Here is a 24,359-nt window from a genome sequence, read left to right on the forward strand (position 1 = left end):
CTATGTCCCCGGAGCGGGTTGGGTGCCGGCCGACCCGGCCGACGTGCGGAAGGCGATATTGGAGAAGAAGCTGGAAAACGATCCGGCGGAAGCGGCGAAATACCGTGAATACTATTTCAACGCCGTTGATCCGTATCGGGTAGTGGTGGCGACGGGCGGCAGGGGATATTACCTGAACCCGCCGCAGAAGGGCGGCCCGGTGAACTACTTCATGTATCCGTATGCCGAGATCGACGGGAAACCGGTCGAATGGCTGGCGGCGCAAAAGGAATTGAAATACAAGATCACCTTCAAGAAATCGTGATCGGCCGCTGAGAACAAACAGGCCGCGGGAATCACCGCGAAATAGGAGAGGAGAAATGCGATGCAAAAGAAACTGATAATGGCAATTGCTTTGGCCGGCCTGGCGCTGGCCCCGGCGCTCTCGCATGCGGATGTGCAGACGCGGAAAATAACGCTTGCCGGCGACCCATGCACCATTCCGCAGGCCAAGGCGCTTGCCGACGCGTTCACGAAAAAGACCGGTGTGGAAGTTGTGCTGGTGCAGGGGAAATGCAGGAACGGCGTTACCGAGGTGTTGGACGGCAAGGCCGATATCGGGCTTGCCACGTTCAATTTCGACAAAAACGGGCTGGATAAAAGCCTGACGGACACCGTTGTGGGCAAAGCCCCCATCGTGATGGTTGTCAACAATGCAAACCCCGTGAACAATCTCTCCCAAGCCAATCTCAAGGCGATCCTTGCCGGCAAGATCAGGAACTGGAAAGAGGTGGGGGGCAAGGACATGGAGATAAAGAACGTCTATCTTCAGCCCTGCGTGGTGGAGACTATGGCCTACCAGGCGGAGCATTACGGGCACGACATCAACCGCTTGAAGCCGGAAAAGCCGGGCAATCCCGTGGCCGGAACGAATACGTTGGTCGAGCAGGACGAAGCGGCGATAGGGATGCAGTTGTACGGGCACGAAAGCCCGAACGTGAAGGTGCTGACGGTTGACGGGAATCTGCCGGACGCGAAGTCGTTCCCCGCGAAGTATGCGTTCTACGAGGACTATAATATGGTGACGAAGGGGGAGCCCTCCGGCGCGGTGAAAGAGTACGTCGATTTCGCGCTTGGCGATGAGGGACAGAAGATACTCGCATCGATAAAGCATATTCCGCTGAAGCAGGCGCGGTAACCCCGCCGCCGGTTTTTTCCGCAATGCGCGGGCCACCGCACAACGGCCCGCGCATTTTCCCTTCCCCTTGCCGGATGTCCGCCGGATGATTTCACGAAGTATGTGCGATAATCGGAACCGCACATACACAACAACAGGGAGAACAATCGTGAAAAAAAAGGCTTTGGTGACGGGCGCCAGTGAAGGTATCGGGTATGTATTCGCAAAGCGGTTGGCCGCCGAGGGCTACGAGGTTACGGCGGTTGCCCGGAATGAAGACAAGCTGAAAAAGCTGGTGGAAGAAATAGGCGGCGGCCATTCGTATATTGCGGCCGACCTTACAACCGAAGCCGGCCAGGATGCAATCATTCAGGCCATTTCAGCGCGGCATTATGACTTGTTGGTGAACAATGCGGGGATAGCCGCCATGGGCAAGTTCACCGATATTCCCCTTAAAAGGCATGTCGATGTCTTAACGCTCAACTGCGAAACGGTGGTGAAACTTTCGTACGCGTACTTGAAAACGGCCACGGCGGGGGATGTCTTGATAAATGTTTCTTCGGCCCTTGCCTTCATGCCGATGCCGGTCATTGGGCTGTATTCCGCGACCAAGGCGTTTGTAACCTCTTTTTCCGAGTCGTTGTGGTTCGAGCAGAAATCGCGCGGCGTGTATGTGATGGGGCTGTGCCCCGGGATAACTTCGACGAACTTTAATGAAAACTCCGGCGGCGGAAAGGCGGACACCCCCAAGCTGATGACGCAAACGTCCGAACAGGTGGTGGACAACGCATTGCAAGCGCTTAAATCCCGCAAAAAACCGACTGTTATATCGGGCCTGGTAAACAATATTTTCGCGTTCATATCCCGGCTTATGTCCCGAAAGGCGATTGCCTCCATGATGGGGCAAATGGGGGCCAAGCAGTAAGCGGGGAATACAAAGGCGGCCGCCCCTTTAACGGCCGGGCGGGATATAAACCGGCCGGGACAAATCTAAAAAAATTTTAAAAATATGGTTGACATATCATATAGGATAGATATAATCCCATTTAAACAGGACTAAATGGGTGCACTAAGTCATGTTTTAATTGTCGGGAAAGGGGAATGTTAAGTTATGTTTAAGTTGTCACGAAAAGGGGAGTACGCGATACGGCTGATCCTCCATCTTGCGGCCAATCCCGGCAAGGTATGCACCACCGGGGAAATCGCGAAGGTTCAGGACATACCGTCCGCCTTCCTCAAAAAGATAATCCAGGATTTGCGGCCATCCGGCTTCATCGCTTCCGCCAAGGGGCAAAAAGGGGGAATTTTGCTTAATACCCCCCCGGAAAATATATCGGTCAGCGACATCATCCAGGCGGTTGAAGGGCCGTTGTTCCTGAACGTCTGCCTCGTGAAAAAAGGCGCCTGCTCCCGCGATGAGGTATGCCCGGTGCATGAAATGTGGAGAAAATGCCAGGAAGCCGTGGACGGTATCTGGAAGGCGAACAACTTCAAGGAAATGGCGGAGCGGGGCAAGCAACTGGCGTGGACGCAGGCGGGACGGATGAAGAATGGCGGCGCGGGTGACGGCACGCGGGGACATATAAAAAAGTTAAAAGTCCGCAACGCGGATAAGGGTTAATACGGGTTGATTTAACAGTTTTAAAGGGAGGGATTTCTATGAGCGCTCATGCAACAACAACCGGGCAGCACTGGGATACCAGTACGGCGCCCCTATTGGTGGCGGTGGGGTGTTTACTCGCCGTGCCGCTGCCATTCGCCAGCTATTTCCAGTACAACAGCCTGGGAATGGCGGTGGGATTTTTGGGGATCGGGGTGCCGGTCCTGCTGTCGGGCATTGCGATCTGGGTGCAGGAAGGCGTAAGCCAGAAGCACGACCAGTTCGGCTATTCCCAAATGGCGTTGCCCATATTCATCACTTCAGAAGTGCTTATTTTTCTCGGCCTGTTCACAAGCTATTGGGCGCTTCGGCTTCTGGCCCCCTCGTGGCCGCCAGCGGGGACGCCGCACATTGGCACCACCATTCCCATTATAATGACCATCCTGCTTGTAACATCAAGCTATACCTACCACCTCGCGGAAGGGAAGTTGGAGGAAGGGGATACGGGCGGATTTAAGTCCATGCTCGGTCTTACCATGCTGCTGGGAGTTTTGTTCCTGGGGCTGAGCATGTTCGAATATAACCATCTCATCGGCGAAAACTTCACTCCGTCGGCCAACATTTTCGGGTCGGCGTTCTATTCCATAACCGGTTTCCACGCCGCGCACGTTTTGATCGGACTTTGCACGTTCATCGCCGTTTTGCTTCCGGCGTTGAAGGGGAAGACGAACATGGATTTCGTGAAATGCGCCGGGGTGTACTGGCACTTCGTCGACATTGTATGGTTCTTCGTCGTTTCGCAGATATATTTCTGGTAGAACGATGAAAAAAGCGGCATTCGGGATGTTCTCGCGCATGGCGTTGCGGATATTATTTTTTGTGGCGCTTGCCACGGGGATAGCCTCCGCCGAGTATGGCCGCATTGCCGATTCCGCGATAGATGTTTCAACTCTCAAGATCGACGAAAGCAAATATTTAGGGAAGAAGCTTAATGGCGAAATAGCCCTTGTGGACCAGGATGGGATCCGTTTCAACCTCAAGGATATGTTCGGCAAGCCGCTTATTCTCATTCTTTCCTACTACGCGTGCGACGGGGTCTGTTCCACCGTGAATGCCGACCTGAGGGATGTCCTCGCAAAGGCCGGAAACGTGGAGATAGGAAAGGATTTCAACGTGCTGACCATTTCGTTCGATAAAAACGATACCGCCGGGGCTATCACCCATTTCCGCAGCGACCTTTCCCTTCCCCCTAACCAAGCCAGGGCATGGAAACATGCCCTGGCTCTTAATTCCAAAGATGTGGCGGATTTGGCCGCCGGGATCGGTTTCAAGTATTTCTGGTCGCCCAGCGATCGGATGTTCTTCCATCCCAACGTGTACATCTTCATATCTCCCTCGGGAAGGGCCGCCCGTTATCTGTACGCATCCAGCGTGGGGGCACTCGACTTGGAAGTGGCTTTGACCGAAACGGCGGGGGACAAGTTGAGCCCCAGCCAGATCGGCAATCTGCTTGTCAGTTACTGCTACAGCTACAACTATAAAGTTGGGAAGTACACCCTGAACCTCCCGCTTTTCATCGGCCTCGGCTCGCTTACTATCGGGGGTATCTCGTTTCTTGTCGCCGCTTATGTTCACAAAAGAAAAAGAACCAATTAAGGGAGGATCTTTTATGCGTTATGTCTCAGCATTAAGAATTTTGGGAGCGGTTGCGCTAACCGCCGTTCCCGCGTTCGCGTCCGGCGGGGGAGGGGAAATCGCCGATCCCGCCCACGGATGGGATGTGCTCTGGGAGCACGTTCTGCTCGACCTATTCATCATCGGCGGCCTGTTCGCGGTGGTTGCCGCCTACTGGCTGTTCAAGTACCGGGCGGATAGTCCGACCGAGGTGGGAACAGGCCCCACGCTTACGCGGGCGCAGATGTTCGGATGGACACTCATTCCGGCGTTTATCTTCATGGCGGACGACTTTTACCTTGCCGCGAACGGATGGACCCTCTGGAACACCTACCGGACCGTCCCCAAGGACGCGCTGGAGGTCAAGGTGACCGCTTCGATGTGGTCATGGAGCTTTGAGTATGACAATGGCGCCACTTCGGATGTTCTGAAGGTTCCGGCGGGGCGGCCCGTCGTGCTGCGGATGACGAGCGAAGATGTTGTCCACTCGTTCTTTTTGCCGAAGCACCGGGTGAAAGAAGACGTGATGCCCGGGCGGGTAACGTATCTCTGGTTCTACCCCAAAGAGGCGGGGAAAACCTATGTGACCTGCACCGAATTCTGCGGGGCGCAACACGCCGAGATGAACGCCGACGTTGAGGCGATTCCGGCGGAGGAGTTTAACACTTGGTTGGCATCGGCCGGCGCCAAGGCCGCGCCGGCGGCCGCCGGCGAGCAGCCTGCCACCGCACCGGGCAGCGCCCTATAAGATTGAGGAGAAAATAAAAAATGAAAGAGTGGATTTTTACAACCGACCATAAACGGGTCGGCATCCTGTACCTTATCGGCTCCATGGCCGCGTTCGCTGTGGCGGGCATCATGGCGTTGCTGATGCGCGCCGAGCAGTTCAACATCGGCCTGGGGGTGGCCTCGGAGCCGACCCAGTACAACACGTGGCTGTATTTTCACGGCGCCGCGATGATATTGGGCTTTTTGATCCCCGGACTCACCGGCTTCGCCGCCAATTACCTTATCCCCCTCATGATTGGGGCCAAGGACGTCGCGTTTCCCCGGCTGAACGCCCTTAGCCTTTGGCTGTTCTGGATGGGCATCGTCGTCGCGCTTCTTACGTTCGTCATTCCCGATGCGCCGGACATCATGTGGACCGGCTATCCTCCGTATTCCGTAAAAACGGCCGGGAATACCGCGTTCTATGTTTTCACCGTGCATCTCATCGGCTTCTCGTCGATTCTGGGCGCGGTCAACTTCCTTACCACCATCATCTACATGCGCGCGCCGGGAATGGGCTGGATGCAGATGAACGTCTTCGTCTGGTCCCTCTTCACCGGCCTCATCGTCCAGCTTGTTTTCGTGCCGGTGCTCGCCGCGGCCGTGACGCTGCTCCTGTTTGACAAGTATCTGGGCACGCATTTCTTCGACGCCGCGGCGGGCGGGGACGTGCTGCTGTACCAGAACCTCTTTTGGTTCTATTCGCACCCCGCCGTCTACGTCATTTTCCTGCCGGCGATGGGGCTTTTGTTCGAGATAATCTCAACGAACGCAAAAAACCGCCCGTTCAATTACAACGCCCTGATTGTCGGGATGTGCGGCATCGTTTTGATTACCGGCGAAGTGTGGGTGCATCACCTCTACACCTCCGGCATGCCCGACTGGATACGGATCGGCCAGATGGTGACGACGCTCATGATTTCCGTGCCGGTGGGCGTCATGGTCATATCGCTGTGGGGAACGCTCTATAAGGGCGCCATCACGTTCAACACGGCCATGTATTACGGCGTCTCCTGCCTTTTCCTGCTCTTGCTGGGAGGGCTTACCGGTATACCGCTGGCGATGACCGCGCTGGATCTGCACCTCTCCGAAACCTCGTTCATTCACGCCCACTTCCATTTCATCATGGGCATTTTCGCGGCCTTCGTCGTGTTCGGCTCGGTCTACTTCTACTTCCCGAAGATGACCGGCAGGATGTGCAACGAGGCGCTCGGGAAACTTTCGTTCTGGCTGAACTTTATCGGCGTGAACGTGACGTTCTGGCCGCTGTTCATCATCGGCGTGAAATATGGAATGCCGCGCCGCTACTACGATTACGCCAGGATTCCCGAGGCTGTGCCGTACCATCACGTTGCCACATTCGGAGCGGTGCTGGTGGCATTGGGTATAACCCTCATGCTCGTCAACTGGATTTACGGGGCCATCAAGGGACCGAAGGCGCCGGAAAATCCCTGGCGCTCCGCGTCGCTTGAATGGACGCACGCGGCCAGCCCTCCGCCGCATGGCAACTTCCCCGCGCCCGTGACCGTTTCCTCTGATTGGACGCCGTACAACTACAAATAAACGTTTTCCAAACGGAGCCGTATAGGCGGGAGCTGTGAAAGGCTCCCGCTTTTTTTTTGGTTCTTCCCGGCGGGCGGCCCATAATCCATTTAGGGCAATAATCCGCGGGGGAACTGCCCGGAAGTTGCGGGGACAGGCTTTCCGCGCACTTAACAATGGGATTGATTTTATTTCCCCAAAACCCTATATTGACCATGAACCGGGTTGCTCAATTATTTTCTTGATTTGGGTGTTGCTAGTTGTGGTATATTCCACAAATGACGTGCGATATGGCTTATGAAGGATGTTGCACCGATAAAAAAGGTGCGGGGTTTAAAGTTCTCTAAATTTAACATTTTTGGAATTAGGGGGGGTGATAGCAGATGAAAATAAAGTCAATGGGTTTTGCTTTCGTGTTTGCTCTGGTCTCAATGGTCTTTTTGGCTCAGACCGCGGTTGCCGAATTGGGCAACGGTTCCACCAACAAAGACTGCTTGCAGGTTGGCACGATAACCAAACTGGGAAATCGTGAGCTTACGATTGCTACCAAATTCGAAAAGGATAGCAAGACGTACACCATGAAGTTGCATCCCGATGCATACGTGATGACCGGCGACAGAGGCGTCTTCAAAAAGTTTGCGGAATTGAAGGGCGGCGAGCTGGTTGCGGTGTACGGATGGAATCTGACCGGCAATGACTATGTGGCCAGAAGGATCGTTATTCTGGATTCTAACAGCTACCTGATTAAACGGCTTGACGCTGATGCCAAGGCCGGCGTTTATTACAAGCACGAAAAATAACGGAGGGGGTGGTAACTCTTGAAAAAAAAGCTATTTTCTTTATTGACTCTTTCCGCCGCGCTGGTTGCCCTTAACCTGCCCGCGGAAGCGAAAAAGACTATCCTTACGGATAAAGACGCGCGCGACTGGCACGTCGTTGCCCCGCAGGATAGCGATTACCCGTTGCGCGACTACGCCATCCTGTACGATGCAGGCGGCACTGACGGCGCCCTCGGGGTTATAGGTATTCCTTCCATGAAGACGTACCGCCACATCAAGTGCGGCACCGACCTTCACAACTTCCCGTTCTCCGGCTCCAACGCGGGTAACAACAACGGTACGCCCGATGGCAAGTACCTGTATGTTTCCGACAAGGGCGCGGACACGATCGCTGAAGTGAACCTGCAGACCGGCTGGGTGGAGCGCCTTTTCGCTTTGCCGAAACCGTTCGGCATTCACCACAGCGCGGCTTTGTCCCCTAACGGCAAATACCTGTTTGCCACCGGCGAACTCACCGGCAAAATGCTGAAACTGCGGCTTTCCGACGGCGCGACGACGGTTCTTGATATACCGCCGGCCCCCAGCGCACCGGACTACCCGGATACCAGCAAAGACGGAAAGTACGTCTTCTCGGGCAACTACTATCACTCCGCGGTCATGGTGTTCAGCCAGGATCCGTTCAAGCTGATCAAGGAAATCCCGGTCGGAAAAAATCCGCACGGCACCAACGTCAGCCCGACGAACCGGATGGTATCGGTTTGCGACAAGCTCTCCGCCACGATCTCCATCATCGACGTGGATCAACTGCGCGTGCGCAAGGTTATTCCGGTAGGCGCCGGTCCCCTGCACAACCAGTTCGACACCCTCGGGAAATACGTCTACAACTCCTGCTTCGTGTCGGACTCCACTTCGAAGACCGACGTGATGCGTATGCAGTTGGTTGACGAATTCCCGATCCACTACCGCTGCGGTCACAACTCGATCGCTCCGGACGATGCGTACTACATGTCCCAGAACAAGTTCTCCACCGGCCTGTTTACCCCGACCGGCATCATCTTTGCCGTTAACTTCGAGGAACAGGATATCGACGAAACCAGCCCGACTTACGGCAAATCCGTTAAGCTGATGCCGGTTGACGGCGAGCCGCACGAGGGCCGCCAGATATTTGCCACGTACATCCAGAGATGGAATACGGGTAAAGGTGAAGATCTGTTTGAAAAGGGCTACGATCTCGGCGACTATCACGTCAGCTTCGGCGAAAAAGGCCGGCCGGGTCTTCCCGCGAACCAGCACCCGCAGCTCGAGCCGGTTCACACGGCCGACAGTAACCGCACTTGGATTCCCCGCGACGACGGCAAGCCCGGCGTGACGAAGGAAGGCGATGTGTACGTTGTCAGGGTAAAAGGCTTCTCCTACGGCTATGTGCCCCGCTTCATCCACGTCCCCAAGGGCGCGAAAGTCCGCTTGATCTATACCAATATAGACAAGGCGGCCGGTCTTACCAAGAACCCGGACGTTACCATGGGCTTCACGGCCGCTGGTTACTACGGTCCCCGGACGATGGTATTCGCCGTTCGTGGCATGTCCGCGGTAAACGAGTTCGTGGCCGATAAGGCCGGCGAATTCGAATATTACTGCCAGCAGTTCTGCGGACCGTTGCATCTCGAAATGCGCGGCACGTTGTTCGTTGATCCTCCGGGCGGCAAAGCCTCCATGGGCGTCGGCGATTACGACGAGATGTCCAAGCAAGAGACCATGCTTGCACCGCAGGAACACAAGTGGATCGTCGGCACCAACAAGCTGATGAACACCTTGCAGGAAGGCAAAGAACCGGTCATTTAATTGACAGGTTTGAGTTCTTCTGCCTGATTGGCGGTATAAAGAGGGGCCGGTTGCAAAACCGGCCCCTCTATTTTTTGTTGCGGAACATTGCTTACACGATGTAGTATACGTTGCATCGTTGAATTACGGGGGATCGTTTAAGTTATGAAGTTTGTTATGCGGGCGTTTGTTTGTTTAATTCTGGCGGCAGCCGTCTCTCCCGGATGCACAAAAAAATCGGCTAATTTTCCCGAGACAACACCTGAACTAGTCGCCACCCGGTTCTTCAAGCTTCTGGCGGATGGCGGACGTCTTGCCAATCAGGAAGCGTTTAAAATGGTATCCACAAAATATGGCGTGGTAAGCATCGACTCGTTCAGAAAATGGACGGAAAACATCGGATCGTCGAAGTCAAAGATTAAAGTGGCTCAGACGATTCTTCCGAAAGAGCCGAACAAAAATGGCGACTGGGTCGCGGTGGTGAAACTGGAAGTGAGCTCACCATCGCTATTTGACGCCGATTTCACCACTTCAAGCCAGATGAATCTCATTCTTGATGAAAAGGCCGGTGAGTGGCAAGTGGATTTCAATGCTGAAACGATAGACGAAACGGCATTCATGAAAGACACCGCGGGCGCAAATAGCGCGGAAGCGGCTGCAAAATAAGGCACACCATGAAAAAAATTATCGGATGGATTGACGAACGCCTTGGAATTGTCCAATTCTACCACAATCAGGTGGCATTTGAGCTGCCTGAAAGCGTTACCTTATGGCATTTTTTTAGCGGCCTAACCATCGGTTGTGTAGGTATCCAGTTTCTGACCGGTTTCTACATGGTCATGTACTATGTTCCGGAACCGAATCTTGCCCACCAAAGCATCCGGGAGATGTGCCAGCTATCCAACTTTGGCGCGTTGATGCGAAACCTGCACCGCTGGAGCGCGACATTCGGCGCCCTTTTCGTCATGCTGCATGTTTTTCACACGATGGGAAGAAAAGCGTATAAAAGCCCCCGCGAACTGAATTGGTTCACCGGCCTCGTCTTGGGGGTGATTTTTCTTCTTTTTCTTATAACCGGCATTATCGCGCCGTGGGACTGGAGAAGCTATTGGGAACTGATCATATGGGCCGACTGGGTTGACCTGATTCCGGTGGTCGGCAATTGGCTGAAAGGTCTCATTTTGGGATCGTTCACCCTTGGCCGTAATTTTGCGGTGCATATCATTATGTTGCCGATATTGTTTTTCGCCGTTCTTTTTGTCCATATTGTATTGATGCGGCGGCTTGGAATGGCCAAGAAAGTATGAACTGGCAAATAGGGGGAATCCAGCCATGAACGATACAAACGCCGGTAAGAAACGGGGATTATTCTGGTGGCCCACTTACCTGTTGATCCTTTCGATCATTATGGCCGCCTTGGTTGTGGTAATGGTCTATCTTTCGATCAAATATCCGGTGCCGTATTTGGCCCCCGACGAAGTCCCGATGCCGGACGAAGGTGAGAACATTCCCGGTCCCGAATGGATATTCCTGCTTTTCTGGCAGGGCTTTTGGTATTTTGGCGGCAGCATGAAAAAATTCCTTGTTTGGATGCCGGTCATTCCGATCTTGATGTTGGTATTTTTTATTTTTTTGCCGGCTATGTCCAAGGTGCCGTTTGACCGCATACCGGGACTTAAGAATCTGATTGAAAAGGCAAGGGGATTGAAGCCTGGGCTTATAAGAAGCTTTACTTTTGCCTTGCCCGCGGTGATATTCGCTTTCGTTATTCTTATCGGGGTTTATAAGAGCGGTCATCAGGCAAAAGTCCTTGGTTGCGATTCGTGCCACAACGCCGCGATGGGGTCGAGAATGGACAAGGCCCCCGCGAACGTGGCGAAGTATTATGCAACGGAACGCGCGCTGCAAATCGGGGTTGGCAAGTATCGGGCCGGCAAACTTCTCGCCGAAGGCGACACAAGCGGAGAAGCAAGCAGGGATGAAGGGCAGGGATACAAGGACGCAAATTGGCAAATGAGGCACATGTATGAACCTACGTTCACCTGGTAGCATTTCCCGGCGGACGTTTAAACCCCTATCCCTTTTGACCTCGGCGGGGTTGACGTTCTTGTTGGCCTTTACCGGAGCCGCGCGGGCTGCGGACGCGCCGGCAACGGGCCTCGGCGTAAAAGTAAAGCCGAAAATCACCGCCATCGCTCCAAAGGAAGTTAAAGGCGATGTGCGCATCGTTCAATATCCCGTGCCTTCCCGTTACGCCACGCCGTATGGCATAGCGGTGGACTCCAAAGACAGGGTATGGTGTACATTGATGAGCGCCAACTCGCTGCTCAGTCTTGACCCCGCGAAGGGCGAGTTCAAAACTTACCGGATACCTTCCACCGAAGGGTTGCCGGAATCAGACTGGAAATACGACTCCAAAAACAGGACATCGCCGGATAAAGCCTACAACGTTTACAGTGTCGGCAGCCCCGGCAATGTGATCGTGGGGAAAAACGATATCATCTGGTTTGTGATGCATTTGGGCAACAGTATTGTCCGGTTCGATCCGGCCACCGAGGAATTCACCGAATTTCTCTTGCCGACCAAAAACGGCCAGCCGTATGATTTGGCAGAAGATTTTCGCGGCCGGATATGGTTTGTGGAAAAGAACGGTTCGAAGTTCGGGTTCCTTGACACCGCTAATAAGAAAATAACCGAAATACCGCTTCCGGCCGGAAGCCAGTTGATGGGGATCGCGGTGGATGCCGCCGGGATTGTTTACCTGAGCGAAGTCAGCAACAACTATATCGGCAAGTATGAACCGGAAACCCGGAAATTCAGGCAATTCCCGATTCCCGCGGTGAAGGCGCAGCCGGGGAAGATGCAGTTCGGTAAAGCGGGGATGCTTTGGTTTTGTGCATTGCACTCCAAGCAGATCGGCGTTCTTTATACCGACAAAGGATTGTTTGGGCTGACCGAACCGCCGGGCTACAATGCCGCTCCGCAAGCCATTGCTCCGGCCAAAGACGGGTATATCTGGTACATTGACAGCATGATGAACACTATCGGGTATTTTGACCAGCAGGCCGTCAGTTTCGGTACCTTCGAGCTTCCTTCGATGGGCGCCCAGCCGATGAGCATCGCCATCGATTCGAAAGGGGATGTCTGGTTTACCGAAAGCGACAGGGGCGCAAATCAGATATCAATGCTGATCCGTTCATCGGTTCCCAAAGGCAATGCGTTGCCCCACGTCCATGCGGCCCCTGGCGGCCATGCCCATTAAATCCGGATAAAGAACTTCCCATGGCGTTTTCGGCATATTCAAATCGCGGTTGCCACAGCGTGCCGCTTCAGCGGCGTTTGATGATGGGACGGTTGACCGGCTTGGCAAACGGTTCGGCTTTCAAGGGAATCCTGTTGGCCTTGATGTTGTCGGTTGCCGCCGCTCCGGTGGCGCGCGGCTATGAGCTGATAACAGAGTACGATATCCCGCAAAAAGAGAGCTATCCCACCGCCATTACCTCCACGGCGGATGGCAAAATCTGGTTTATCGAATTCAATGCCAACGCGCTGGTAAGTTTCGATACTGAGTCGGGCGTAATGAAGGAATTTCCCATTCTTTCGGGTAAAAGCCACGCCATGGATATCGCCGCTGACGGAAACGGCATCCTGTGGGTGGCGGAGCAGGATGTCAACGTGATAGGGAGGTTCGATCCCCGGACGGGAACTTTTAAGGAGTATCTGATTCCATTCAAGGACGTCAACCCGATCGTGGTGTATGCCGCGCGTAACGGTGATATATGGACACTTGGCTGGAATAACAACATGCTGGTTCGTTTCCGGCCCGGCACCGAAAAATTCGACAACTTCCATATTCCGACGCCGAACAGCAGCAGTTTTGATCTGACGGAGGATCACGCCGGCAACATATGGTTCGTCGAACGTGGCGGCAACAAGATCGCCATGTTCAACCCCGAAAAAAAGAAGTTCCGCGAGTGGGCCTTGTCGGAGTCCATACAGTCCCCCCTTGGCACGGCGATCGATTCCAAAGGGATGGTCTGGTACCTCAAAATGGTCGACAACATGATTGTGCGTTTCGATCCGAAAACGGCGAAGCAAGAGACTTTCGACATGCCGAAAAACAAGGGAACCAAGGAAATAGCGATAGACCAATCGGATAACATCTGGATGGTTCAACACACCGATAACAGGTTGCTCCGCTTCAACACCAAAACCGCCACGATGCAAACTTTCGATCTCGCCGAAGGGGAATCGAAGCCGAACTCCCTGGCGATAGACCACAAGGGGCGTGTTTGGTTTACCGAATCCGGCACCGGGAAACTAGGCATGCTGGACACCGCAAAGCTGCTTGACGAAAAGAGAAAGATGCGGGTTAAGATAAAGACCACCGAGAAACTATTCAGGTGAAAAGGGCCTTCCTTTTCGGTCTTTTTTTCATTTCAGGCTCCGCCGGCCTTATCTACGAGATTGTCTGGGTAAGGGAACTGACCCTTTTGCTGGGCGTAAGCATTTACGCGGTGAGCGCGGTGCTGGTCGCGTTCATGGGGGGCCTCGGCTTCGGCGCGGTATACTTTGGCAAAAAGCTGGATCGGGGCCTCGCTCCAATACGGCTTTACGCCGCCCTTGAGATGGCAATCGCGGTCTATGTGCTTTTATTCCCCTTTATCCTGCAGGGCCTTGAGAGGGCGTATGTACTGTTGCATCCGGGTGACGGGGGAAACCCGCTATACGTCATGGCGTTGCGTTTCGTTCTGGCGATATCGGCGCTTTTGATCCCCACCGCCCTGATGGGGGGCACACTTCCCGCGTTAAGCCGTTATCTTGCGCAAAGCGGGCGAGGTATCGGCAAATCGGTGGGGAGCCTGTACGCGGTCAATACGCTGGGCGCGGTGGTTGGATGCGTTCTCGCGGGTTTTTGGCTGATCGAGCATATCGGCCTGTCGGGTTCCCTCAGGGTTGGCGCGGTGATGAACATCGTGTGCGGCATCGGCGCGTTCCTGCTGGCGGCGGAGGCCGGTTGGGCATCCGTTCCCGCCAGTGAAGTGAAAGCGGCTTCGACATCGGCGGATGACTTCGTTTTACCGCGCAAATCCATCCTGTTCCTTTTCGGCGTTTCAGGTTTTTGCGCAATGGCCCTCGAAGTCCTTTGGACAAGGATGTTCATTCTCCTTTTGAATAACACCACTTATGCGTTCTCCCTGATATTGGCGATTTTCCTTTTGGGAATCGGCACCGGGAGCGCGTTGACGGCCCGCATGATGAAAAAAGCGCCGCGCAACGGGGCGTTCCTGTTTGGCGGATTTCAGATGGGCATTGGGCTGTTCGCGCTGGTGTCGCTGGCGGGACTTCTTTTCAACCGGGAACTGATAGGTCTGGTGGGGGCCGCTGGCAGCGGTTTCCTTGCTTCCGTGATACCGGGCGGCAACCCGATGGCCGAAGCGGTTATTTTCTCCATGATAATAGTATTTCCCGCCACGTTCCTCATGGGAGGCGGCTTTCCACTTATCCTCGGCGCCATTTTTTCCGTCCCGGAGAAGACAGGAGGCATGGTGGGCCGGTTTTACGCCATGAATATCGCCGGATGCGTTTTGGGATCCCTTGCCGCCGGGTATCTGTTTATCCCGCTTCTAGGCATACGGGCGGGCATTGTGACTGTTTCATGGATAGCCATTTTCGCCGGCGTTTACCTTCAGATAAAATCCACGGACAGGAAGGAGCGGTCGCGCGCCGTTTTCGCGGTGGTTTGCCTGCTGGCAATAACCATCGGCGTTGTTGCCGCCGGCGATACCGCCTACGCCCTGAGCGCCCAAAAACTGGAGGCTGGCAGCAGGGTGAAATACTACCGGGAAGGGCCTTCCGCGACAGTCCTGGTCTCCTCGCTGGATTCCGACCTGTCGGTGAACCGCAAACCGGTCACGCGGATATGGATAAACGGCGACCCGATAGCGGGGGCCTTCCGCGAGGCGTTGCAGCTTGAGCGGCTTCAGGCCCACATACCGCTCATGATGCACCCGTCGCCCAAAAAGGCGCTCGTCATATGCTTCGGCACCGGTTCCACCGCGGGAGCCGCGGCCGCACACGGCCTCCAGCGGGTAACCGCCGTTGATATTTCCCGCGAGGTGTTCGGCGCGGCGGACAAATTCGCCGAGGCAAACTTTAACGTGGCGCGGAACCCGTCCTTTTCCATGGTGGAGGAAGACGGGCGGAATTTCCTGCTCACGACGCAAGAGACGTTCGATCTCATAACCTCCGAGCCGCCGCCCCCCTCCAATGCCGGCATCGTGAGCCTGTACACGAGGGAATATTACCTGCTGTGCAAAAAAAGGCTTGCCGAAAAGGGGATCGTGTCGCAGTGGATACCGTTGCACCACCTTTCGGAGGAGGATTTCCGCGCGCTGGTGGCGACATTTGTTGACGTTTTCCCCAACGCCACGATGTGGTACACGAAGTGGGACGCCATCATGATTGGGTCGAATGCCGGCGTTCCCCTCGATTTTTCCGGATTTCAGGATGGGATGATGAACGGTGCGGTCGCCGAAAGCCTGAAGGGGATCGGTATCGTGAACCCTTATCAGCTTCTTTCAAATTTCATGATGGATTCAGAAAATATCCGGCGGTTTGCGGCGGGCGCCGCGCCGGTCACCGACGACCGCCCGTACATCGAGTTTTCCGCCCCCCGCATACACGAGACGGGCGTTGCCATAAAGGGGCGGAATCTTGAAAATCTCCTCAAATACCGCGGGCTGCCGAAAGCCGTGTTCGCATCGGCGGAGCAGGAAAAGGTTTTCCAGGGCTATTTCCGATCCGAAGAGGAGTTTTTGAGGGGTCAGATAGAGCAGAGCGACGGCCATTTCGGCGCCGCCGCCAAGCGGTTCAGCCGCGCCCTTGAGATAAACCCGGACAATCCGGACGCCCGGTACGCCCATCTTTCGCTTAACATCACGACGCTTTATTCGGCGCTGTCGAAAAACCAGCCGGATATGGGGCTGCAACTGCTTGCGGATACCGAAAGGATGGATACCGGCGGCCTTTTCAGGGTGCAGACCCATTTTCTCAAGGGGATGTTTCTCGCCGGCCGGGGAAGCAGCTACGAAGCCGAACGGGAATTCCTCGAGGCCCTTAAATTGGACCCCCAGTATATGATGGCCGCGGTAAACCTTGCGGGACTCTATGGTTTTGTGTTAAAGAATGAGATTAAAGCAAAAGAGTACTATAATTATGCGTTAACGCTTGATCCATCGGAAAGCGAGCGGCAAGCGATACTTGAAGCTCTGGGCAAGTTGACGTAAACCGAATATGCGGAAGAGGGGGCAAAGATGAGAGCGGTTATCCTGGTGGTTGTGATGGTTATGGCACTCGCGTCGGGCGCTTCGGCGTTCAAGTTCGGCGGGTTTGGCGGCGGCGACAAGAAAAGCGCGGCCCCGGCTGCCGGGGGAAAGGCCGACGAGTTTCTTTTGGAAGCGCGCAGGGCCTACGGGAGCGCGAATTACTCCAAGGTGATCGAAGCCACCACCAGCGCGATAAAGGAATCGCCCAAGATGGCCGCCGCGTATGCGCTCCGGGGCAAGGCTTCCAAGGATATGGGCGATGTTGATAACGCGGTGAAGGATCTTAACCGCGCGATAGAACTGGATCCCAATCTTGGCGAAGCCTATTATGTCCGCGCGCAGGCCAACGAGATAAACGGTGAAATGAAAAAGGCCAAGGAAGATTATTCCAATGCTTGCGCAAAAGGGTACAAAGACGCCTGCAAGTAACTTTTTTGGGATACCAATACGGGGAGCCTTGAAACGGCTCCCTTTTTTATTTGCGTGCTACGAAACGAGGATTTTATTTTCCGCCACCAGAATTTTCTTTATTTTCATTGCCATTGAGAGCAGCCTTCCCAGCAATAACCCGGTTAATATCGAGAGACCAAACGCATTTAACTCCGCGCCATGGAGCCAATGGCCAAAAACCCATTTTCTCCCGGCTTCAAGCAGGATGTACAAAACTAAAATGACGATTCCAATTTTATCCAGGCGGGAAACGACCTTCTCGGTTTCGGGATGCCAAAAGATTACAAACATCCTTCCCGCAAGAAGTCCGATCATGACGCCGAGCGCAAAACCGGCCCCCGCCAAAAGGGTGCTTATCTGTCCTTCAAAAATATCGTAAAAGACAATGATTGAAAGGACAAACATAATGATAAAAAACACCGTCAGGCGTCTTGAGAGCCTGCCCTCCAGATGCTTTTTCGCGGTTTTTCTTTGATTGTTTAACCGGCTTAATCGTTGTTTCATGTTACTTCGGCATGCCCCATTTTATCCATTCGCATGGGAAGGAATTCTACTAAACCGGGGGAAAAACATCAAAACAATTTCACCCGCTGGCCTTTGCACGGCCCTTTTTTCAAGGGCATTGCGCGAAAAAAAGAAGCGCGAAAGTCGAGCGGGCGGGATCAGCCCTTTTCGACCGGAAACCCCCGGCGCTTCCATTCCGGGAATCCGTCCTCGAGCCGCTTGGCTTTGAACTTCTTTTCGCGCAGCTTTGCCACCGTGTCGTACGCCAACAGGCAGTACGGCCCGCGGCAGTAGGCGATGACTTCCGTTTTTGAATTCAGCTTGTGGAGGTGCTTTTCAAGCTCTTTAAACGGCACGTTGAGCGCGCCGGGAATGTGCCCCGTGGCGTATTCGTCCGGCGGCCGCACGTCGAAGATGACGACGGTCCCGGACTTTACCCGTTCAAGCAGTTCTTCCGCCGGAACCGCTTCGAAACCGTCTTTGGATTTGAGGTACAGGGTTATCAACTGTTCGACTTCCGCGATGTTGCGTTCCGCGATTTTCCGGACAAGCATCATAAGGTCAACCGCCGTTTCGTCCGAAAGGCGATAGTACACCCGCTGCCCATCCTTGCGCGAGGCGACGAGCCCCACCTGCCGGAGCTGTTGCAGATGTTGCGACGTGTTGGCAACGGTGGATTTGGTCATAGCCGCCAGGGTTTCGACGTTCTTTTCGCCTTGGGCGAGGAACTCCAGCATCTCGATCCGCGTGGCGCTTGAAATCGCTTTGCCGATGCGGGCAAATTGCTCAAGGAACATCTGTTTGGGGCTTGGGTCAGTCATATTGTCCTCATAAAATAATGCCCGTCCCGCCTTCTATATAGTTAGCGGATTATGCCATCCCGCCTAAATGCTATCATAATGGGCGGTACCATAAAGCGTAAAAGTAAAACTCGCAAGAACCGAATTTTAACGAGGGCCATTGAACGTCCTGTTACATCTGATATTAACGTGGTGTGCAGGCGGTTTGGTTTTTCAAAGCTTTTTTGCCATATTTATAAAGGCTAGCCCGATGAAATAACTACCCTTTTTAGGTAAAAATAGCCCATTAACCGTATAAATTTAGTGGGATGAAAATATTTCTTGGCTTTTGGTTGTCTTATGCTAATATTGCTCGAATTGCGGCACGGCTCTTGTATTTAGTAGGACGCGCTTTAGCGTGTTAGGGTTCGTGTTGCATGAAAAGGCGGAGCGTTCCGGGGGGAATGCGGGATTTAATACAGGCAGACTGTTGGAAAAAGTGGGAGGTTGTTTTCGATTTTACCCAGCTTGCGGGCATTGGAAAATAAGCACAGTTTTGTCTTAACGGCGTTATGTTAGGGATTGAGAAGGTACTCTCAACAACCTGGATTGGTACTAACTTGAAAAAGGGGGATGGTTTGAACCAAAAGTATTTTACGTTCTTGGCTGCCTTTGCGGTTTTCGCGGTTATTTTCTTTTCGGTGGATTACTTCCTTCAGGCTTATCAGGGCTTGGCGCTTTTTCCTAAAGGGGAATAAGAATATTAACGGCTTAGGGGACAAAATGAAGGTTAGGTTTATGTTTTCACATCTCAAGAAAGTGTTGTTTCAACGTAGCCCCTCGGTTTACAGGTTTGGCGTGGCGCTTGCCTCGCTGCTTGTTATCCCGGCGGCGCTCTCGTTCAATTCATTGGATATCAGCCATCCGGTTCTGAAGGCGGCCGCCAATGCGGTCTCGGTTCAGAAGGTTTGGGCCAACGAAGCGGCTCCGGCCGCGGCGCCGGCTGCTGAAGCCAAGAAAGACGAGAAAAAGGGTCCTGAAGAATGGGCGCCTCAGTCGCCTCCCAAGCTGGAAGCGAAAGACTACCCGGTCGTTAAAGGCTTTAACAGCCGCATAACCGTGTGGTTCATCGCCCAGTTGCATCTGTTCTTTGGCGCGTTCGTTCTCGCGGTTCCGATCTTTGTGTGGCTCATCGAGCTTACCGGGGTCATGACGAAGGACGAGCGGTATGACCACATGGCCCACGAGTTCATGAAGGTGGCCATGACCGGGTTCTCGCTTGCCGCGAGCTTTGGCGGTCTTCTCTCCATCGCCCTTGTCGTTTTCTATCCCCAATTCATGACCTATATGGTGGGTATATTCGGCAAAGTGATGATTTTCTACGCTCTCGCGTTTTTCGCGGAAAGTTTCTTCCTGTACACCTACTACTACGGGTGGGACAAAATGTCCGAAGGGAAAGCCAAGACCCTCCACCTTGGTTTGGGCTTGGGCCTGAACCTGGCGGGTGTGTTCCTTATGATGGTTTCCAACTCCTGGGCGTCGTTCATGATGGCTCCCTCAGGGCTGGATGATGCGGGCGTATTCCAGGGAGATGTCTGGGCGGCCATTCAGGGCCACCTCTGGAACCCGATCAACATCCACCGTTTCGTCGCCAACATCGCTTATGGTGGTTCGTTGACCGCCGCTTATGCGGCGTATAAGTTCCTCACGGCGAAAACGCCGCAGGAAAAGGCGCACTATGACTGGATGGGGTACACATCGTTCTTCATCGCGATCATCGGTCTTCTTCCATTGCCGTTCGCCGGTTACTGGCTCACCAAGGAAATTTACGACTACTCGCAACAGATGGGCATCACCCTCATGGGCGGCGCCTTTGCGTGGCTGTTCATCCTCCAGGCGGTGCTCATCGGCACGATATTCCTTTCGGCCAACTACTACCTCTGGTGCTGTCTGGCGCGTTCGCCCGGCGCCAACAGATACGCGTTTATGATCAAGCCAATAGCCATTGTCATCGTGGGGATGTTCCTTGCATGGTTCACCCCGCACACGCTGGTCATGACCTCGAAGGAACTGACGCAAATCGGCGGCGCGCACCATCCGTTACTCGGTAAGTTGGGCGTTATGGCCGCAAAGAACACGGCGGTCAACTTCCTTATCGTATTGACGTTCCTCAGCTTCCAGATTTATCAGCGGAGCAACAAGCGGGCGGTCGGCGACAGCTTCTGGGCCACCAACGGCACCACGGTTCAAATTGCCCTTTACGCGGCGGGTTTGGCTAACATCCTGATCCTTGGGATATACAGCTACTATCTGCCCGCCAGCGTACGCATCGGCCTTTCCGTTCCACAGGTCAGCACAACCCTTATTGTGATTGTCACCTCCTTCATTCTTGACGGCAAAATCTTCAAGAAGAGCGAAGAGATGGGGGAAACCAAATGGGGGAATATGCCTGTCCGTTCGCAGTATGCCCTTTTCACCTTGACCATCGGTTTTACCTGGTTGATGGGGCTTATGGGGTACGTCCGGTCGGCCATTCGGCAGCACTGGCACGTTTACACTGTGTTCAGGGACAACTCGCCTGACGCGTTTACGCCGACGTTGCCCTATGCCGCGGGTGTGGTTACAGTGATCGTCTGTGTCTTCATCGCCCTTGTCCTTTTCATGTTCTGGATGCCGATGTTGGCAGCCAAAAAAGGTTCTTCAGGGGAGCATTAAGAGGAAAAAATGGAAGGAAAAAAAGGTAACTCAGAACTGGGGAAAATCCTCGGTTACGGCTTGTTTATCATGGTGGCCTTCGCGGGCTACGCAAAATTCGGAATACCGTTGGTTATTCCGGAAGCGCCCCCGGTTGAGGAAAAAATCACCGGCGCAATGACCAAAGACCAGTTTGTCGCGATGGGCGACAAGATATTCCACGGCAAGGGAACCTGCACACTTTGCCACAGTCCGGTCGGCGGCCGCGCCCCGATTCTTGACACCGTTGGTTCAAAAGCGGCCGAACGCTTGAAAGACGCGCGCTACAAGGGCAAGGCCAAGACCGGCGAGGAATACATCCGCGAATCGATGGTTGACCCGTCGGCGTTTGTTGTCGCGGGGTTTGGTAAACCGGGATCCAACGATAGCGTAAGCCCGATGCCGAATATCAACAAGGGGGCCATCGGCCTTAACGATGTTGAGATCAACTCCGTTATCGCCTATTTGCAGAAATCAGGCGGCGCTGAAGTAACGGTTCCGCTTCCGACTGGCGCTGCACCAGCGGCACCGGCAGGCGCTGAAGCCGCCGCGCCCACACCGGCGGCAACAGCCGAAGAGGCCTTCAACAAGTTCGGTTGCGTAACTTGCCATAAGGTTCCCGGTATCGCCGAAGGCGGAGATATGGGACCCGATCTTACCAAGTTGGCGAAGGCCGCAGGTTCCAGGAAGCCCGGTATGAGCGGCGAGATGTACATCATCGAGTCGATATCGAACCCGAATGCGTATGTGGTTAAGGGATTTGAGCCCGATATGATGCCCGCCGATCTTGGCAATTCGGTCACCATGTCCGAGATGAACCTGATTGTCAACGCGCTGCTTGGGAAGAAATAGGGAGACGAGGGTAGAAAGATGCATTTTTTAAAACCGATAATTGGTGTTTTTGTAGCCTATCTCCTCATAAAGATAGGAGTCCCGTTTTTAGGTTCGCTGTCCCATCCCGGCACGTGGCCGGTTGTGCCAACAGCCGTCATGAAAATGTACCTCTTCTTCATAATTGCGGGAGCTTTCTTGGCCAGCACGTTTAGCGAAGAGGGGTACAATGGGCTTGTCGGGCCGATAGTTGACCTGTACGGCAATCCGGCCAAGGCGAAACTTCGCCTTGGCGCCGTCACCGTCATCAGCCTCCTTGGTTGCTGGGTCGCCTACCAGTATGTTAAGCCGACCTTCGAGGCACCGGTCGAACTGCGGTCGGTTCACCCCGCGCCTCCTTCCACGGCGAGCATGTGGGGCAAAACGTTTGAATTGCAGACGCTCAAAAATCCGTTCCGCGAAGACAAGGCGAATTTCGCCAAGAACGTGGAAGAGGGCGGAATCATCTATTACAAGAACTGCTTCTATTGCCATGGCGACAAGCAGGACGGTAAGGGACATTTCTACTCCGCATTCAACCCGATTCCCGCTAACTTTGTCGACGTTGGCACCATCGCGATGTTGACCGAGTCCTTCGTGTTCTGGCGTATCGGCACGGGTGGCCCCGGCCTTCCTTCCGAAGGTGCGCCGTGGGCAACCGCGATGCCGGTGTGGCACGCCATGCTTTCCGAGGAGGAAGTGTGGAAGGTTACAATGTTCATCTACGAACAGAGCGGGGTGCAGCCGCGCGTAACCGCGACTGTTGCAGAGAAGAAATAGGGGAGAAATGACTACCATGTCTTTATTTAAGAACGTACGAAAAACTGGCTTGGCGGTTGGGGCCCTGCTCTTCGCCGTAGCCACCCTTTTCGCCGTGCCTCAGGCCTTTGCCGCGGCCGGCGACGCCAAAAAAGGCGAAGCTATCTATCAGAAGCGCTGCTGGTGGTGTCACGGTAAGAAGGGTGGAGCCGATGGCCCCGCCACGAGCTTCCTGATTCCGCCGCCGCGCGATTTCACGCTTGGCATGTACAAGTACAAGTCCAGCGAACCGAAAGCCGAAATCGTCAGGGATGAAGACCTATTCAAGATGATCTCAAACGGTATGCCGGGCACCGGTATGCCGAAGTGGGACGACATCCTGAACGAGCAGGACCGGTGGGACGTTGTTGCCTACATCAAGTCGCTTACCGACATGTTCGGCAAAACCCCGAATCCGCCCCAGATCGACCTGAGCAAGAAGATAAAAAGCTCGGCGGAAAGCATCGAACTGGGCAAGAAGGCGTTCCAGACCGCGAAATGCTTCGAGTGCCATGGTCAGGTTGGCAAGGGCGACCTCACCAAAAAGCTGAAGGAAGACAGCGGCATCCGGGTGTGGCCGAGAAACCTCACCAAGCCGTGGACCTTCCGCGGCGGCACCACGGCGGAAGACATCTATGCCCGCGTGTCGAACGGCATTCCGAATACGCCGATGCCGTCGTTCGCGGCCGATGCCACCTCAAGCGGCAAGCTGTCGGTGGAAGACCGCTGGCACGTTGTCAACTACGTCATGTCCCTCGCCGAGCCGACCAGCAAGGTGAAAGACGGCGAAACCGTCGTGAAAGGCTTCAAGCGCGATGCGATGCCGAAGGACGAAAACGACGCCGCCTGGAGCGAAACGCAGGGTACCGCGTATTTCCTCGTTCCCCAGATAATCCAGAAAGAGCGCTTCTTCACCCCGGCGAACGACCTCGTCAAGGTGAAAGCGCTTTACAATGACAAGGAAATCGCGTTCCTTCTCGAGTGGGATGACCGCACCAAGAGCATCGCTGGCGATCCGGCCGCGGAACTCATCGCGTGGGACACCATCAGCCCCGACATGATCGCGGTTCAGACCCCGATCGTTCTCCCCACCGGTTCGGAAAAGCCGTACTTCGGCCATGGCGACGCTACCCATGCGGTTTCCATGATGGCTTGGAGTTCCGGCACATCCACCGTTCCGGCTGCTGGCATGATGGCCATCTACACCGGTACCGGCAAGAGAACCGCTGGTGATGCGGCAGCCGCCGGTTTCACCTCCACCGGTTCTTACAAGGACGGCACCTGGAAGGTGATGATGAAGCGGAAGCTCGTCACCGCCAACAAGGACAAGGATACCCAGTTCGAGGTTGGCCGCTTCATCCCGATTGCGTTCGCAAACTGGGATGGCTCCAACGGCGAAGCGGGCTCCAAGCACACCATGACCTCCTGGTGCTGGCTGTTGCTGCAACCGCCCACCGGCAAAGAAGTGTACTTGGTTCCGTTGCTGGTGCTGATACTCCTCGCGGGTGGTCAGTTGGCGGCCGCGAAATACCTTGAGAAAAACCGAAAGTAACAGGT

At 54.5% G+C, this 24,359-nt stretch carries 23 protein-coding genes; 21 read left to right on the forward strand and 2 right to left on the reverse strand.

All coding sequences use genetic code 11. The features are described from left to right. The first annotated feature begins 22 nt into the window (after nucleotides 1-22). The 17 genes from HZA03_05850 to HZA03_05930 all read left to right on the forward strand — a co-directional run bounded on the left by HZA03_05850 (nucleotide 23) and on the right by HZA03_05930 (nucleotide 17,097). Nucleotides 23-304: a hypothetical protein gene (locus tag HZA03_05850; GenBank protein MBI5637478.1), complete on the forward strand. Its 282-nt coding sequence runs from the start codon at nucleotides 23-25 to the stop codon at nucleotides 302-304. 60 nt (nucleotides 305-364) lie between these two features. Then, nucleotides 365-1,177: a substrate-binding domain-containing protein gene (locus tag HZA03_05855; GenBank protein MBI5637479.1), complete on the forward strand. Its 813-nt coding sequence runs from the start codon at nucleotides 365-367 to the stop codon at nucleotides 1,175-1,177. 100 nt (nucleotides 1,178-1,277) lie between these two features. Further along, a complete protein-coding gene (locus tag HZA03_05860; protein ID MBI5637480.1) occupies nucleotides 1,278-2,081 on the forward strand; it encodes an SDR family NAD(P)-dependent oxidoreductase in 804 nt (267 codons plus the stop codon). Between the two features lie 186 nt (nucleotides 2,082-2,267). After that, complete coding sequence (locus HZA03_05865) at nucleotides 2,268-2,777, forward strand: Rrf2 family transcriptional regulator (GenBank protein MBI5637481.1); 510 nt, start codon at nucleotides 2,268-2,270, stop codon at nucleotides 2,775-2,777. A 38-nt stretch (nucleotides 2,778-2,815) separates the two neighbouring features. After that, the gene (locus tag HZA03_05870; protein MBI5637482.1) at nucleotides 2,816-3,574 is read left to right on the forward strand and encodes a heme-copper oxidase subunit III; all 759 of its coding nucleotides are present in this window, start codon (nucleotides 2,816-2,818) and stop codon (nucleotides 3,572-3,574) included. Nucleotides 3,575-3,578: 4 nt separating this feature from the next. Continuing rightward, a complete protein-coding gene (locus HZA03_05875) occupies nucleotides 3,579-4,412 on the forward strand; it encodes an SCO family protein (protein ID MBI5637483.1) in 834 nt (277 codons plus the stop codon). Nucleotides 4,413-4,425: 13 nt separating this feature from the next. Continuing rightward, a complete protein-coding gene (gene coxB, locus HZA03_05880) occupies nucleotides 4,426-5,178 on the forward strand; it encodes a cytochrome c oxidase subunit II (protein ID MBI5637484.1) in 753 nt (250 codons plus the stop codon). A 20-nt stretch (nucleotides 5,179-5,198) separates the two neighbouring features. Next, on the forward strand, nucleotides 5,199-6,761 hold the full coding sequence (locus HZA03_05885) for a cbb3-type cytochrome c oxidase subunit I (protein MBI5637485.1): 1,563 nt from the start codon (nucleotides 5,199-5,201) through the stop codon (nucleotides 6,759-6,761). A gap of 362 nt (nucleotides 6,762-7,123) precedes the next feature. Further along, a complete protein-coding gene (locus HZA03_05890) occupies nucleotides 7,124-7,540 on the forward strand; it encodes a hypothetical protein (protein MBI5637486.1) in 417 nt (138 codons plus the stop codon). Nucleotides 7,541-7,558: 18 nt separating this feature from the next. Beyond that, nucleotides 7,559-9,361 (forward strand): beta-propeller fold lactonase family protein, encoded by a 1,803-nt coding sequence (locus HZA03_05895; protein MBI5637487.1) that lies wholly within the window; start codon nucleotides 7,559-7,561, stop codon nucleotides 9,359-9,361. A gap of 144 nt (nucleotides 9,362-9,505) precedes the next feature. Then, the gene (locus tag HZA03_05900) at nucleotides 9,506-10,006 is read left to right on the forward strand and encodes a hypothetical protein (protein MBI5637488.1); all 501 of its coding nucleotides are present in this window, start codon (nucleotides 9,506-9,508) and stop codon (nucleotides 10,004-10,006) included. A gap of 8 nt (nucleotides 10,007-10,014) precedes the next feature. Continuing rightward, nucleotides 10,015-10,647 carry a cytochrome b N-terminal domain-containing protein gene (locus HZA03_05905; GenBank protein MBI5637489.1) on the forward strand — a complete coding sequence of 211 codons (633 nt, stop codon included), beginning with the start codon at nucleotides 10,015-10,017 and terminating at the stop codon, nucleotides 10,645-10,647. Continuing rightward, a complete protein-coding gene (locus HZA03_05910; GenBank protein ID MBI5637490.1) occupies nucleotides 10,625-11,389 on the forward strand; it encodes a hypothetical protein in 765 nt (254 codons plus the stop codon). Before HZA03_05905 ends, HZA03_05910 begins: the two co-directional genes overlap by 23 nt. A 49-nt stretch (nucleotides 11,390-11,438) precedes the next feature. After that, complete coding sequence (locus HZA03_05915) at nucleotides 11,439-12,602, forward strand: hypothetical protein (protein ID MBI5637491.1); 1,164 nt, start codon at nucleotides 11,439-11,441, stop codon at nucleotides 12,600-12,602. Between the two features lie 20 nt (nucleotides 12,603-12,622). Next, nucleotides 12,623-13,747, forward strand: coding sequence for an SMP-30/gluconolactonase/LRE family protein (locus HZA03_05920; GenBank protein MBI5637492.1), 1,125 nt, complete (start codon nucleotides 12,623-12,625; stop codon nucleotides 13,745-13,747). Then, nucleotides 13,744-16,629 (forward strand): fused MFS/spermidine synthase, encoded by a 2,886-nt coding sequence (locus HZA03_05925; protein MBI5637493.1) that lies wholly within the window; start codon nucleotides 13,744-13,746, stop codon nucleotides 16,627-16,629. Before HZA03_05920 ends, HZA03_05925 begins: the two co-directional genes overlap by 4 nt. 27 nt (nucleotides 16,630-16,656) lie before the next feature. Further along, nucleotides 16,657-17,097 carry a tetratricopeptide repeat protein gene (locus tag HZA03_05930; GenBank protein ID MBI5637494.1) on the forward strand — a complete coding sequence of 147 codons (441 nt, stop codon included), beginning with the start codon at nucleotides 16,657-16,659 and terminating at the stop codon, nucleotides 17,095-17,097. Between the two features lie 57 nt (nucleotides 17,098-17,154). On the opposite strand, the gene HZA03_05935 is transcribed toward HZA03_05930, so the two are convergent. Both HZA03_05935 and HZA03_05940 read right to left on the reverse strand, forming a co-directional pair. Then, nucleotides 17,155-17,622, reverse strand: coding sequence for a hypothetical protein (locus HZA03_05935; GenBank protein ID MBI5637495.1), 468 nt, complete (start codon nucleotides 17,620-17,622; stop codon nucleotides 17,155-17,157). Between the two features lie 158 nt (nucleotides 17,623-17,780). Next, nucleotides 17,781-18,443 carry a metalloregulator ArsR/SmtB family transcription factor gene (locus HZA03_05940; protein MBI5637496.1) on the reverse strand — a complete coding sequence of 221 codons (663 nt, stop codon included), beginning with the start codon at nucleotides 18,441-18,443 and terminating at the stop codon, nucleotides 17,781-17,783. Nucleotides 18,444-19,184: 741 nt separating this feature from the next. Here HZA03_05940 and HZA03_05945 point away from each other — a divergent pair. The 4 genes from HZA03_05945 (at nucleotide 19,185) to HZA03_05960 (ending at nucleotide 24,354) form a co-directional block, all read left to right on the forward strand. Further along, the gene (locus HZA03_05945; GenBank protein ID MBI5637497.1) at nucleotides 19,185-21,116 is read left to right on the forward strand and encodes a cytochrome ubiquinol oxidase subunit I; all 1,932 of its coding nucleotides are present in this window, start codon (nucleotides 19,185-19,187) and stop codon (nucleotides 21,114-21,116) included. Between the two features lie 9 nt (nucleotides 21,117-21,125). Continuing rightward, nucleotides 21,126-21,986, forward strand: a complete 861-nt coding sequence (locus HZA03_05950) for a cytochrome C (protein ID MBI5637498.1) — start codon at nucleotides 21,126-21,128, stop codon at nucleotides 21,984-21,986. 177 nt (nucleotides 21,987-22,163) lie between these two features. Further along, a complete protein-coding gene (locus tag HZA03_05955; protein ID MBI5637499.1) occupies nucleotides 22,164-22,784 on the forward strand; it encodes a cytochrome c in 621 nt (206 codons plus the stop codon). A 49-nt stretch (nucleotides 22,785-22,833) separates the two neighbouring features. Next, nucleotides 22,834-24,354: a c-type cytochrome gene (locus HZA03_05960; GenBank protein MBI5637500.1), complete on the forward strand. Its 1,521-nt coding sequence runs from the start codon at nucleotides 22,834-22,836 to the stop codon at nucleotides 24,352-24,354. Nucleotides 24,355-24,359 lie beyond the last annotated feature (5 nt).

Source organism: Nitrospinota bacterium, from assembly GCA_016217735.1.
Taxonomy (GTDB): Bacteria; Nitrospinota_A; UBA7883; order JACRGQ01; family JACRGQ01; genus JACRGQ01.

Bases quoted from the DNA above. Each gene is read 5' to 3' on its own strand.
- HZA03_05950 (MBI5637498.1), top strand. From the start codon at position 21,126: ATGGAAGGAAAAAAAGGTAACTCAGAACTGGGGAAAATCCTCGGTTAC.
- HZA03_05865 (MBI5637481.1), top strand. From the start codon at position 2,268: ATGTTTAAGTTGTCACGAAAAGGGGAGTACGCGATACGGCTGATCCTC.
- HZA03_05905 (MBI5637489.1), top strand. From the start codon at position 10,015: ATGAAAAAAATTATCGGATGGATTGACGAACGCCTTGGAATTGTCCAA.
- HZA03_05900 (MBI5637488.1), top strand. From the start codon at position 9,506: ATGAAGTTTGTTATGCGGGCGTTTGTTTGTTTAATTCTGGCGGCAGCC.
- HZA03_05870 (MBI5637482.1), top strand. From the start codon at position 2,816: ATGAGCGCTCATGCAACAACAACCGGGCAGCACTGGGATACCAGTACG.
- HZA03_05875 (MBI5637483.1), top strand. From the start codon at position 3,579: ATGAAAAAAGCGGCATTCGGGATGTTCTCGCGCATGGCGTTGCGGATA.
- coxB (MBI5637484.1), top strand. From the start codon at position 4,426: ATGCGTTATGTCTCAGCATTAAGAATTTTGGGAGCGGTTGCGCTAACC.
- HZA03_05920 (MBI5637492.1), top strand. From the start codon at position 12,623: ATGGCGTTTTCGGCATATTCAAATCGCGGTTGCCACAGCGTGCCGCTT.
- HZA03_05945 (MBI5637497.1), top strand. From the start codon at position 19,185: ATGAAGGTTAGGTTTATGTTTTCACATCTCAAGAAAGTGTTGTTTCAA.
- HZA03_05930 (MBI5637494.1), top strand. From the start codon at position 16,657: ATGAGAGCGGTTATCCTGGTGGTTGTGATGGTTATGGCACTCGCGTCG.
- HZA03_05940 (MBI5637496.1), bottom strand. From the start codon at position 18,443: ATGACTGACCCAAGCCCCAAACAGATGTTCCTTGAGCAATTTGCCCGC.
- HZA03_05885 (MBI5637485.1), top strand. From the start codon at position 5,199: ATGAAAGAGTGGATTTTTACAACCGACCATAAACGGGTCGGCATCCTG.
- HZA03_05935 (MBI5637495.1), bottom strand. From the start codon at position 17,622: ATGAAACAACGATTAAGCCGGTTAAACAATCAAAGAAAAACCGCGAAA.
- HZA03_05860 (MBI5637480.1), top strand. From the start codon at position 1,278: ATGTGCGATAATCGGAACCGCACATACACAACAACAGGGAGAACAATC.
- HZA03_05855 (MBI5637479.1), top strand. From the start codon at position 365: ATGCAAAAGAAACTGATAATGGCAATTGCTTTGGCCGGCCTGGCGCTG.
- HZA03_05890 (MBI5637486.1), top strand. From the start codon at position 7,124: ATGAAAATAAAGTCAATGGGTTTTGCTTTCGTGTTTGCTCTGGTCTCA.